The 12,062-nt window shown below is 74.1% G+C and carries 12 protein-coding genes; 4 read left to right on the plus strand and 8 right to left on the minus strand.

The window, feature by feature from the left end:
* The 4 genes from IF20_RS29080 to IF20_RS29095 form a co-directional block, all read left to right on the plus strand.
* Nucleotides 1-193: NAD-binding protein (locus IF20_RS29080; RefSeq protein WP_199896783.1), on the plus strand; the 193-nt coding region annotated here is incomplete at its 5' end.
* 27 nt (nt 194-220) lie between these two features.
* Nucleotides 221-820: a thiamine pyrophosphate-binding protein gene (locus IF20_RS29085; protein WP_052868351.1), complete on the plus strand. Its 600-nt coding sequence runs from the start codon at nt 221-223 to the stop codon at nt 818-820.
* Between the two features lie 221 nt (nt 821-1,041).
* Nucleotides 1,042-2,499 (plus strand): catalase, encoded by a 1,458-nt coding sequence (locus tag IF20_RS29090; RefSeq protein ID WP_052868447.1) that lies wholly within the window; start codon nt 1,042-1,044, stop codon nt 2,497-2,499.
* Between the two features lie 434 nt (nt 2,500-2,933).
* Nucleotides 2,934-3,656 carry a hypothetical protein gene (locus IF20_RS29095; protein WP_052868352.1) on the plus strand — a complete coding sequence of 241 codons (723 nt, stop codon included), beginning with the start codon at nt 2,934-2,936 and terminating at the stop codon, nt 3,654-3,656.
* Here IF20_RS29095 and IF20_RS29100 read toward each other — a convergent pair.
* The 8 genes from IF20_RS29100 to IF20_RS29135 all read right to left on the minus strand — a co-directional run bounded on the left by IF20_RS29100 (nt 3,640) and on the right by IF20_RS29135 (nt 11,945).
* Nucleotides 3,640-5,073 carry an amino acid permease gene (locus tag IF20_RS29100; protein ID WP_052868353.1) on the minus strand — a complete coding sequence of 478 codons (1,434 nt, stop codon included), beginning with the start codon at nt 5,071-5,073 and terminating at the stop codon, nt 3,640-3,642. The genes IF20_RS29095 and IF20_RS29100 overlap by 17 nt on opposite strands.
* Entirely contained in the window at nt 5,070-6,071 is a 1,002-nt protein-coding gene (locus tag IF20_RS29105) for a proline racemase family protein (RefSeq protein WP_052868354.1), read from the minus strand. The genes IF20_RS29100 and IF20_RS29105 overlap by 4 nt, the downstream gene beginning before the upstream one ends.
* Entirely contained in the window at nt 6,071-7,009 is a 939-nt protein-coding gene (locus IF20_RS29110; protein ID WP_052868355.1) for a dihydrodipicolinate synthase family protein, read from the minus strand. Before IF20_RS29110 ends, IF20_RS29105 begins: the two co-directional genes overlap by 1 nt.
* Nucleotides 7,006-8,556: an FAD-dependent oxidoreductase gene (locus tag IF20_RS29115; protein ID WP_052868356.1), complete on the minus strand. Its 1,551-nt coding sequence runs from the start codon at nt 8,554-8,556 to the stop codon at nt 7,006-7,008. Before IF20_RS29115 ends, IF20_RS29110 begins: the two co-directional genes overlap by 4 nt.
* Nucleotides 8,553-8,960 carry a (2Fe-2S)-binding protein gene (locus IF20_RS29120; protein ID WP_110944636.1) on the minus strand — a complete coding sequence of 136 codons (408 nt, stop codon included), beginning with the start codon at nt 8,958-8,960 and terminating at the stop codon, nt 8,553-8,555. Before IF20_RS29120 ends, IF20_RS29115 begins: the two co-directional genes overlap by 4 nt.
* Nucleotides 8,957-10,168: an NAD(P)/FAD-dependent oxidoreductase gene (locus tag IF20_RS29125; RefSeq protein ID WP_052868448.1), complete on the minus strand. Its 1,212-nt coding sequence runs from the start codon at nt 10,166-10,168 to the stop codon at nt 8,957-8,959. Before IF20_RS29125 ends, IF20_RS29120 begins: the two co-directional genes overlap by 4 nt.
* Nucleotides 10,169-10,337: 169 nt before the next feature.
* Complete coding sequence (locus tag IF20_RS29130; RefSeq protein WP_199896784.1) at nt 10,338-10,946, minus strand: helix-turn-helix domain-containing protein; 609 nt, start codon at nt 10,944-10,946, stop codon at nt 10,338-10,340.
* 216 nt (nt 10,947-11,162) lie between these two features.
* Nucleotides 11,163-11,945, minus strand: a complete 783-nt coding sequence (locus IF20_RS29135; RefSeq protein WP_234426857.1) for a glucose 1-dehydrogenase — start codon at nt 11,943-11,945, stop codon at nt 11,163-11,165.
* Nucleotides 11,946-12,062: the final 117 nt, after the last annotated feature.

A 12,062-nucleotide genomic window follows, 5' to 3' on the forward strand; every position in this document is an offset into this window, starting at 1 on the left:
CCGCATCGACCTGCACCACAAGGACATGGGCATCGTCACCGACGCCGCCCGCAACGTCGGCGCGGCCCTCCCCGTCGGCGCCGTCGTCGCCAACCTCGTTGCGTCGTTGCGCGCCCAGGGCGACGGCGGCCTGGACCACTCCGCCCTCCTGCGCGGCGTCGAGCGCCTCTCCGGCCTCCCCACCCAGGCCTGAGCGACGGGCCGAGAGGGGGAGCGACCGATGCCGACACCGAGGACGACCGCAGCGGCGGCGGCCGCCCGGATCGTCCGGGACGAGGGCGTCGACCACGCCTTCGGCTGCCCGGACGCGCCCGGCGCCCCGCTGTACGCGGCGTTCGCGGCGGCGGGCCTCGGTCGCCTGACGGCCCGTCACCCCCAGTCGGCCGTGCACATGGCCGACGGCTGGGCCCGTGCGAGCGGGCGTACCGGGGTGGTCGTCGCGGGCGCGGCGTCCGGGCCGGGGCTGGTGCCCGGCCTGCACACCGCGCAGGCCGACGGCGTGCCGCTGGTCTGCCTCGCGGCCGGGCCCGGCGCCGCCGGACCGGCCCGGCCGGTGACCAAGCAGGTGCTGCCGGCCGCCTCGGCCGCCCGCCTGCCGTGGGCGCTGCGCGAGGCGTTCCGCACGGCCCGCGAGGGCCGGCCGGGTCCGGTCCTGGTGGAGCTGTCCCCGGGAACGGCCGAGGCGGAGCTCGCGTACGCGTCGGCGGCGGACGCACCGCTGCCGGTACGGAGCGGCGCCCCACGGCCGAACCAGGTCACGGAGACCGTCTCCACGCGGCGTCCGGTGCTGGTCTCCGTCCTGGCCGCACCCGAGGTCTGATGCCTCGCACACAGACTCCGGCGGCGGCACCGACACCTGTCCTGTCGCGCCCAGGTGCCGCCGCCGGGACCCTTTTCCGGCCGCTGCGTGCGGTGGTAGAAGGACCCCCAGCAAGTTTTCAACAAACTGTTGACGTTTGGTTGGAGCCCTCCATACGCTCCAACATGCGGAAGTCGGCTTCCGCGCTCTTCGTACGGAAGGTCACCATGTCGAAGCCCACGCTGACGGCGCGCACACTCACCACGGAGTCGGGCGCCCCCGTCGCCGACAACCAGAACTCCGCCACCGCCGGCGTCGGTGGCCCGATCGTCCTGCAGGACCAGCACCTCATCGAGAAGCTCGCCCGCTTCAACCGGGAGCGCATCCCGGAGCGTGTGGTGCACGCCCGCGGTTCCGGTGCTTACGGCTACTTCGAGGTGACCGACGACGTCACCGGCTTCACCCGCGCCGACTTCCTGAACACCGTCGGCAAGCGGACCGAGCTGTTCATCCGCTTCTCGACCGTCGCCGACAGCCTCGGCGGCCCGGACGCGGCGCGTGACCCGCGCGGCTTCGCGGTCAAGTTCTACACCGAAGAGGGCAACTACGACCTCGTCGGCAACAACACCCCGGTGTTCTTCATCAAGGACCCGATCAAGTTCCCCGACTTCATCCACTCCCAGAAGCGCGACCCCTTCACGGGCAAGCAGGAGCCGGACAACGTCTGGGACTTCTGGGCGCACTCGCCCGAGGCGATCCACCAGGTCACCTGGCTGATGGGCGACCGCGGCATCCCGGCCTCCTACCGCCACATGCACGGCTTCGGTTCACACACCTACCAGTGGACCAACGCCAAGGGCGAGCAGTTCTTCGTCAAGTACCACTTCAAGACCAACCAGGGCATCCGCTGCCTGGACGCCGAGCAGGGCGCCGAGCTGTCGGGCACCGACCCGAACTCGCACCAGACCGACCTGCTCCAGTCCATCGAGCGCGGCGTGTACCCGTCCTGGACGCTGTACGTGCAGATCATGCCGGCGGCCGAGGCGGCGGACTACCGCTTCAACCCGTTCGACCTGACCAAGGTGTGGCCGCACAAGGACTACCCGCTGCAGCGCGTGGGCCGGATGGTCCTGGACCGCAACCCGGACAACGTCTTCGCCGAGGTCGAGCAGGCCGCGTTCTCGCCGAACAACTTCGTGCCCGGCATCGGCCCGTCGCCCGACAAGATGCTGCAGGGCCGGCTCTTCGCCTACGCCGACGCGCAGCGCTACCGCCTGGGCGTCAACCACACCCTGCTGCCGGTCAACGCGCCCAAGGCCACCAAGGCGAACAACTACGGCCGGGACGGCTTCATGGCCGCCAACGCGTACGACCGCAACGCCAAGAACTACGAGCCGAACAGCTACGGCGGCCCGGTGCAGACGAACGAGGCGCTGTCCGCCCCGTTCGCCGTCAACGGGCACACCGGCACCCACGAGGCGCCGCAGCACACCAAGGACGACGACTACTTCCAGGCCGGCGAGCTGTACCGGCTGATGTCGGAGGACGAGAAGCAGCGTCTGGTGGCGAACATCGCCGGCGGCCTCTCGCAGGTCTCCCGCGACGACGTCATCGAAAAGATGATCGCGCACTTCAGCGCGGCGGACCAGGACTACGGCAAGCGCGTCGAGGCCAAGGTCCGCGAGCTGCGCGAGGACTGACACCGGTCCGGCAGACGGCGTGAGGACTGACGGGAGGTCAGCACCCTTACGCGTCCGTACCGTCCGGCCCGTTGAGGGGTGGCCGGGCGGTACGGACCGGCCGGCGGCCTCGGCCGCCGGCCGACGGTGGCTCCGCGGTGCCACGGGAGAAGCCAGTGCGGTGGTACGGGCGCGTCCCATAGGGAAGGGCGCGTCCTCTCCCCGCACCGCGGAGCACCCCCTTCCCACCCCTCCCCCAGACTCCGTCCGGTGGCGCGTGTCCTGTCGCGCCTGTATCCCGTGTCACCGGACGGGTACCACCCGCAGGGCCCGGCGCTCCGTACGGTCACGGAGCGCCGGGCCCTGTGTCGCTCTCCGCGCGTTTCGCCGCGCGAACGACGCGTTCCGGGGGACCATGGGCGGTGATGAACCGACCAACCCGCCAGGAGCCGAACATGGCCGACAGCGTGCCGGTGCGCTGCCCCACGTGCCGCCGCGAGAACGCCTTCACGCCGCCCACCTTCCCGTGCGCCTGCGGGGCGCCCCTGACCATGCCCGTCCTGCGCGGCGGGGTGCCCGTCGAGATCCAGCACCGCACCTGGCAGAGCTCCTGGGTCGAGGTGCGGTGCGAGTCCTGCGGCCGGCTGGACGAGTGGCCGGCGCCGGAGTCGGCGTGCGCCTGCGGCACCGTCGCCCGGGTCCCGGTCATACCGGCACCGGGACCCCCCGCCCCGGAGACCACCCCGCCCGGCCGTGCCGCGCACCGCTACCGCTCCCCCACGCCCCCGGCCACGCTGCGGCCCGCCTTCCGCCCCGTGACGATACGGACCGCCCGGGACTGCGTCACCGCCGCCGTCCAGTACCTGAAGTGGCTGGGCTTCACCGAGGTCGTACGCGCCCCCGAGCGCAGCGCGTCGGGGGTGGACGTACGGGGCCGCGGGCTGGTCGCCCAGGTCGACCCGACCACCCGTCCCACCCGCCTCCGCGAGATCGAGACGGTCTGGCTGAACGGCCTCAACGACTCGGCGCTCGCGGTGTTCTTCTCGCTCGCCGGGTACGCCAAGGACGCCCGGTCCCGCGCCGACGCACTGCACGTGCCGCTGTTCGTCATGGACCTCACGGGCACCCCGCAGCCGGTGAACGACGCGGCGGACGAGCTGATCAGGAACGGCCCGTGAGCCGGCCCCGGGCGGCGTCCGAACGCCCCGGACGCTCCTGCGAGTTGCGGTAACCGAACAGCGCGTACACGATCATGCCGACCGCCATCCAGCCCGCGAAGCGCAGCCAGGTCACCGGGTCCAGGTTGGCGATCAGCCAGCCGGAGAAGGCCACGCCGACGGCCGGGAGGAGCGGCACCAGCGGCGTACGGAAGGCCCGCGGCAGATCGGGCCGCGTGCGCCGCATGACCACGACCGCCACCGCGACCACGATGAACGCCATCAGGATGCCGATGTTGGTGAGATCGGCGGCCTCCCGGATCGGCAGGAACCCGGCGATCAGCGCCGAGCCGATGCCGACCGGCCAGATCACCCGCGTCGGCACCTGCCGCTCGGGGTGGTTCCGCGCGAAGTACCGCGGCAGCAGCCCGTCCCGACTCATCGAGTACCACACCCGCGACACCGCCAGCATGTTGGCGAAGGCCGAGGTGGTGATGCCGATGATGGCACCGACGGCGACCACCATGCCGAGCCCGCCGAGGCCTACGGAGGCCAGCGCGCTGGAGAACGGGCTGTGCACGTCGATGCGCCGGTAGTCCTGCATGCCGAGCAGCACGACGCAGACCAGGAGGTAGACGACCGCGGCGATGGCGAGGGAGAGCACGATGGCCTTCGGCAGCACCTTCTTCGCCTCGGCGCTCTCCTCCGCGGCCGCGCTCATCGCGTCGTACCCGTAGACCGCGAAGAACGTGGTCGCGGCGCCAGTGAACGCGCCACCGAGGCCGTACGGCAGGAACGGGCTGTAGTTGCCCGCCGAGATGTGGAAGGCCCCGGCGACCACGACCAGCGCCACGATGCCCAGCTTGACCACGACCAGGACCGTCTCGAAGCGCGCCGACTCCTTCGTACCGCGCGAGAGGACGAAAGCCAGCAGCAGGCAGAGCAGCGCGGCGAGCAGGTCGACGCGGTGCCCGGCGCCGGTGCCGGGCGCGCCGAGCATCCAGGCCGGCAGGTCGAGGCCGACGCCGTGCAGGACGTAGGAGAAGTAGCCGGAGACGGCGATGGCCACCACGGCGACGATCGCGGTGTACTCCAGCAGCAGGTCCCAGCCGATGGCCCAGCCGACGATCTCGCCGAGCGCCGCGTAGGAGTAGGTGTACGCGGAGCCCGCCTTCGGGATGGTGCCGGCGAACTCGGCGTAGCAGAGCGCCGCCGCGCTGCTGGCGATGATCGCGATCAGGAAGGACAGCATGACGCCGGGCCCGGCGTCCTCGTGCGCGACCACCCCGGCCAGCGAGAAGACGCCCGCGCCGACGAGGCCGCCCAGGCTCAGCGCGACCAGTTGCCACAGCCCCATCGTGCGGCGCAGCCCGCCCGCGCTCTCCTCCTCGGAGGAGTCCACGGGCTTGCGGCGGAAGATCTCTCTCGCGACGCTCACAGGACGAACCCCTCGGGGAAGGGGTCCCGGGGGTCCAGCAGGTAGTTGGCGGTGCCGGTGATCCACGCGCGGCCCGCGAACTCCGGTACGACACCCGGCAGTCCGCCGACCTCGGTGGTGCCGACGAGCCGCCCCGTGAACCGCGTCCCGATGAACGACTCGTTCACGAAGTCGGTGTGGAGGGGGAGTTCGCCGCGGGCGTGCAGCTGGGCCATGCGGGCCGAGGTGCCCGTACCGCAGGGCGAGCGGTCGAACCAGCCGGGGTGGATGGCCATGGCGTTGCGCGAGTGCCGGGCGTCGGAGCCGGGCGCGACGAACTGCACGTGCTTGCAGCCGGAGATGAGCGGGTCGACCGGGTGCGCCGGGCGGTTCTGCTCGTTGACCGCGCCCATGATCGCCAGGCCGGCGGAGAGAATCTCGTCCTTGCGGGCCCGGTCGAACGGCAGCCCCAGCCGGTCCAGCTCCACGATCGCGTAGAAGTTGCCGCCGTACGCCATGTCGTAGCGGACCTCGCCGAGGCCCGGCACGTCGACCTCGGCGTCCAGTTCGAGCGCGAAGGCATCCACGTTGCGCAGCGTGACCTTCTCGGCGGCCCCGTCGTGCACCGTCACCCGCGCCTCGACGAGCCCGGCCGGGGTGTCCAGCCGGACGACGGTCTCCGGCTCGGTGACCGGGACCATGCCGGTCTCGACCAGGACCGTGGCGACGCCGATCGTGCCGTGCCCGCACATCGGCAGGAAGCCGCTGACCTCGATGTAGAGGACGCCCCAGTCGGCGTCGTCGCGGGTGGGCGGCTGCAGCAGGGCGCCGCTCATGGCGGGATGGCCGCGCGGCTCGTCGACGAGGAACCGGCGCAGTCCGTCGAGGTGTTCGACGGCGTACCGGCGGCGGTCGGCCATGGTGGCGCCCGGGACCGGGGCGACCCCGCCGGTCACCACCCGGGTCGGCATGCCTTCGGTGTGCGAGTCGACGGCGGTGAGGGTGCGGAGGGATCTCATCAGGCGGCCGCCAGCTTGTCGAGAGCGATGATCGCGCGGGCCATGTCGGCCCGGACCTGCTCGCGGTGCTCGGGGACGAGCGGGCCGCGCGGCGGGCGGCACGGCCCGCCGTACCGGCCGACCTGGTCCATGCCGGCCTTGATGGCCTGTACGAACTCCGTGCGGGAGTCCCAGCGGAAGGCGGCGACCAGCGGCTCGTACAGCGCGCGGGCCTCCGCCAGCCGCCCGGCCCCGGCCAACGCGTAGAGCTTCGCGGACTCGGCGGGGAAGACGTTCGGGAAGCCGGCGAACCAGCCGACGGCGCCCATCAGCAGGCTCTCCAGCACCACGTCGTCCGCGCCGCTGATGACGTCCAGTCCGGGTGCGTGCTCCTTGATCTCCAGCACCCGGCGCACGTCGCCGGAGAACTCCTTGACCGCCACGACGTTGTCGATCTGCGCGATCTCACCGAGGAGTTGCGGGGTGAGGTCGACCTTGGTGTCGATGGGGTTGTTGTAGACCATGACGGGCAGGCCGACGCCGGCCACCGCCTCGAAGTGGGCGATGACCTCGCCGGGGTTGGCGCGGTACATGGTCGGCGGGAGGCAGAGCACCCCGTCGGCGCCGTCCTCCGCGGCGATCTCGGCCCAGTGCCGGGCCTGGTGGCTGCCGACGCCGTGCACGCCGACGATCACGGTGCCGTCGCCGTTCGCGGCTTCGACCGCCGTCCGGGCGACCGCGCGGCGCTCGGCGTCGGTGAGCGAGGAGTACTCCCCCAGCGAGCCGTTCGGGCCGATGCCGTCGCAGCCGCTGTCCAGCAGCCAGCGGCAGTGCTCGGCGTACCGATCCAGGTCGACGGCGAGCCCGGCCGGGGCCGCCGGGTCCGCGCGGTACGGCAGCGCGGTCGCGACGACGACGCCGCCGAGGCCGGCGGGGCGGTGGGAGGCGGTGCTGTTCATGCGGTGCTCTCCTTCGAGTCGGTCGGTTCGCTCGGATGGCTCGGATCGGTCGGATCGCTCGGATCGGTCGTGCCGGTGTCCGGTGCGTCGGGGGTACGGGCCAGCTCACCGAGGCGGATGGGCTGGGCGAGGGGGCGGCGGTGCGGCGCCGCGGACGGCAGGCCCTCCGCCGGGCCGCCCGGCGGGGCGCCGCGCAACCGGGTGGTGAGCTCGGCGACGATGGGACCGCAGATCCGGGCCTGGCAGGGGCCGAGGCCCGCGCGGGTGGCGAGCTTCGTGACGCGCGGCGCGGCGCCCGCTTCGTCGGCGGCGGCCCGGCACAGCGCGCCGTAGTCCGTCTCCTCGCAGCGGCAGATCACCGTCTCAGAGCGCAGCCAGCCGGGCCAGGCGGCGCCGACGGGGTGGGCGGCGGCGAGCCGTGCGGCGAAGGCCCGGCCGCGGTCGCGGTTGCGGCGGACCCGGCGCAGCGCGGGGGCAGCGGGCTCGCCGCCGGCGGCGAGCCAGCCGGCCAGCGCGCCTTCGGTACGGGCGGCGGGCGCGCCCGCGATGCCGGTGATCTCCCCCGCCGCGTACACGCCGGGGACGCTGGTCAGCTGGTCACCGTCGACGGCGACGAACTCGCCGGCCGGGCCGGCCGGGGTGCGCAGCAGCGTGCAGCCCGCGGCGAGCGGCAGTTCCAGCTGCGGGCTGAAGCCGTGGCCGACGCAGAGCGCGTCCACGGCGACGGTCCGCTCGGTGCCCGGGACCACCGACCAGTCGGGCCGCAGCCGTGCGGTGACGGCCTCCTCGACGCGACCCTCGCCGCGTGCCTCGATGACGGTCCGGCCCGTGCGGTACGGGACGCGGTGGCGCGCCAACAGTGTGGCGTACCGGGCGAGTTCGGCGGCCTTGCCCGGTTGCGCCGTCAGCTCCCAGGGGCGGCGCGCCCAGCCGCGGGCGACCGTCGCTGCCGGGTTGGCCTCCAGCACCTCCCGCAGCCCGGCGCCGGCGGCCAGCAGCGAGGCGGCGACCGGGAGCAGGAACGGGCCGGTGCCCGCGAGCAGTACGGCGTCGCCGATCACCAGCCGTTCGCCCTTGACGAGCGCCTGCGCGGCACCGGCCGCGTACACCCCGGGCAGGTCCCAGCCGGGGAACGGCAGGACGCGGTCGTGGGCGCCGGGGGCGAGCACCAGGGCGTCCGGGGTGAGGACGCGGCGCCGCCGACCGTTGCCGTCGGCGGGGCCGGTCAGGGTGTGGACGAGGGGCGGGCCCGGCTGCTCGGGGTCCGGCCGCTCCAGTGCCCAGACGGAGGTCTCCGCGCGCCACGTGCAGCGCGGGTGGCCGAGGACGCGGCGACGGAGGCGCGCGAAGGGGGACCCGCCGTCGTGCGGCCCGCCGAACTCCTCGGCGAGCGTGCGGTGGTACTGGCCACCGGGCCGCTCGGCCGCGTCGACCAGGGTGACCCGCGCCCCGGCGGCCAGCGCGGCAGCCGCGGCGGCAAGGCCCGCGGGCCCGGCCCCGACGACGACCACGTGACGACGGGCGTCCTCGCGCGAAGCGGCCGTCATGCCCGATCCCCCCGACTCTCCGGCGCCGTACGCGCCCGAACGGCCGGCTCGTCCCCGTCCCCCGCCGCCCCCGTCTGCGTGGTCACCGCGTCCTCGTCCTCCGCCGCCCGCGTCTGGGTGGTCACCGCATCCCCGTCCGCGGCGCGGCGGCGGCAGGCTCTCACGTCGGGGACGTCGTTGACGGTCAGGACGCAGTCGAAGCAGACGCCGATGCCGCAGAAGACGCCGCGCGGGGCGCCCGAGCGGGCGGTGCGCCAGGAGGTGCGGCCGGCCGCGAGCAGCACGCCCGCGATGCTCTGGCCCGCGACGCCGTCGACCGGCTCGCCGTCCACGGTGATGCGCAGGGGGCGTTCGGGCCGCTGCCCGGGGGTGTCGGACGGGGCGCGGAACAGTCGGGGGCTCATGCGCTCTCCTCACTCGGGGCGGTGGCCGAGGCGCCCAGTACGGCCGGGCGGTCCACCCGGAACGGGGCCGGGTCGATCTCCGGCTCCGCACCGCACACCAGGTCGCGCAGCAGGCGGGCGGTGCCGAGGGAGAGGCCGATGCCGGCGCCTTCGTGGCCGCTCGCGTGCCACAGGCCCGGCAGCCGCGGGTCGGCGCCGATGACGGGCAGGTGGTCGGGGACGTACGGGCGGAAGCCGCCGTAGGCGCGCATGACGGCCACGCCGGCGAGGCCGGGGAAGAGCCGGAGGGCCTTGGCGGCGAGCGCGGACAGCACGTCGGGGCGCAGCCGGTCGTCGAAGCCGGTACGACGGCGGGAGGAGCCGAGCAGCACGCTGCCGCCGCGGGTGGCCTCGACGACGGCCGAGGTCTGCAGGTCCTCGGCGCTGCTGCCGACCGCGCCCACGTAGTCGGCGTCGTAGACCTTGTGGAAGACGGTGGGCGGCAGCGGGGCCGTGACGAGGATGTCGCCGCGGCGCGGGCGGACGTCCACGGGGGCGCCGAGGCGGGCGGCGAGCCGTCCGGACCAGGGGCCCGCCGCGTTGATGACGAGGTCGGCGGCCAGGTCGCCCTCGGTGGTGCGGACGGCGGTGAGCCGGCCGCCGCGGGTACGGGCGCCGCGCACCTCGCATCCGGTGCGGAGCGTGGCGCCGTGCGCGAGGGCGTCGCCGAGCAGTGCGGCGGCCGCGGCGGCGGGCTGGACCTGGGCGTCCTCGGGGTAGTGCAGGGCCGCGGCGTGGTCGCGGGTGAGGTGCGGCTCGGCGGCGGCGAGCGCGGCGGCGTCCAGCGGTTCGGCCCGTACGCCGGCCGCGCGTTGGGCGGCGGCGAAGCGGGTGAGCTCCGCGGCGCCGGCCTCGGTGGTGGCGACGACGATGCCGCCCTTGGGGTCCCATTCGACGGCGCGTACGACATCGGCGGCGCGGGGCGAGCGCGCCGCGACGGCGGCCAGTGTCTCGGGCCACAGGCGGCGGGAGAGCTGGGCGAGCCGGAGTTCGGGGCCGGGGCCCTTGTCGGAGACGAGGACGTTGCCCTCGCCGTGCGCGGTGGTCGCCTCGGCCGCGCCGCCCCGGTCCACGACCGTCACCTGGAAGCCGCCGGTCAGGGCGAGTTCGCGGGCGCAGGCCGCGCCGACGATGCCGGCGCCGATGACCACCACCCGCGTTCCGTTCATCGACCGCATAGGCCGCTCCTTCGTTCGCTTTACCGAACGTTGTGAGGCTAGGAGAGGCCCAGGGGGATGGTCAATGGGGCGGACCGGGATCGCACCTGACGAAGCATCAGCTGCGCCGCATCAGCTGCACTGCATCAGCTGCGCCGCATCCAGGCCGGCGCACGGGCCCTCAGGCGTGCGGGCCCAGCGCCGGGTGCGCTTCCCCGTCCGCCGGCCGCCCGCCCGCCCGGTAGTGCAGCAGCAGCACCGAGCGGACCGGGCCGCCCAGCGCCGTGTAGGCGTGCGGCCGCGAGGCGTCGAAGCCGATGTAGTCGCCGGGCCCGAGCTCGACGCGCTCGCCCTCGACGTCCACGGCGAGCCGGCCGGCCTGCACGATCGTGTGCTCGGTGCCGACATGCCCCAGCGAGTCCTGCCGGGCCCCCTCGCGCACCTGCTGGTCGTACACCTCGAAGCCGCCCTCGCCCAGCTCGAACCGGCGCAGCGGGCGCAGGTCCACCGCGTCGCCGCTGAGCACCTCCACGTCCGCGGCGCGCACCACGGTCGGGCCGTCGGCGGGGCTGGTGTCCAGCAGCCCGGAGATCGGCACCGCCAGCGCGCGGGAGAGGCTGAACACCGTCTCGATGGTGGGGTTCCCGGTGCCGGACTCCAGCTGCGAGAGGGTCGCCTTGCCGATCCTGGAGCGCCGGGACAGCTCGGAGAGCGAGAGCCCGCGCTGCGCCCTGGCGCGCTTCAGGTTCGCCGCCAGCATGTCCCGGATCGAGCCTTCGGGGACGTCCACCGTGCCGCCCTTCCGCGGCGACGCGGCCGCGCTCCTGTTCCGTCAACCGAACGGCCCGACCGAGGCACCGTTCGCCACTGTTCGCCTTCCCGAACAGTCTACGGACTGCCGCGGCAGCAAGAAGGGCGCACGGAACCGGTCGTGAACCAGCCGGTACCGTGCGCCCGTTCTGTCGTGCCACGCCCCCTTCGCCCCTGCGGGCGCGGTGGGCGAGAGTTATCCCACAGCGGCCGCCTCGCCCTGCACGGCGGCCGGCGGCACCGGGCCCGCCGACGAGCCGCCGTCCACGGCGATCTCGGCGCCGGTCAGGTAGGCGGAGGCGTCCGAGGCGAGGAAGGCGACCAGGCCCGCGACGTCGTCCGGCAGGCCGATGCGGCCGAGCGCGACGGCCGGTGCCACGCCCGCGTCCGCCGTGGCCGCCACCTCGGCGAGCATCGGGGTGTCGATGACGCCCGGGTGTACGGAGTTGACCCGGATGCCGTACTGGCCCAGCTCCAGCGCCGCGACCTTCGTCAGGCCGCGCAGGCCCCACTTGGACGCGCCGTAGCCGCCGGTGCGGGGGATGCCGGTGAGCCCGCCGACGGAGGAGATGTTGACGATCGAGCCGCCGCCGGCCGCGATCATCGCCTCGCGGACCGCCTTGATGCCGAGGAACGGGCCGACGAGGTTGATCCGCAGCGTGCGTTCGAAGTTCTCCATGGTCTCGTCGGCCAGCGGCATCGAGCGCAGCACGCCGGCGTTGTTGATCAGTACGTCCACGCCGCCGAACTCCGCGGTCGCGGCGGCCACGACCGTCTGCCAGCCCGCCTCGTCGGTGACGTCGAGGTGGACGTAGCGCGCCGCCTCACCGATCTCGTCGGCGACCCGCTTCCCGGGCTCGTCCAGCACGTCGGCCAGGACCACCCGTCCGCCGAGCCGCGCGAACAGCCGGGCCTCCGCCTCTCCCTGGCCGCGGGCCGCACCCGTGATGACCGCGGTCTTGCCTTCGAGCGTGAGCACAGAGCTTTCCTCCATCACCTCGTCAAGGGCCTCTCAATCAGCCATATGACGAGTAGACAGGTCAAGAGCTCTGCGCGATCAAGAGCGCCTCGGTCCGCCCGGCCCGGCCTCCTTCTC

Origin of the sequence: Streptomyces niger, assembly GCF_000718305.1 — a bacterium.
In the GTDB taxonomy this organism is placed as follows: domain Bacteria; phylum Actinomycetota; class Actinomycetes; order Streptomycetales; family Streptomycetaceae; genus Streptomyces; species Streptomyces niger.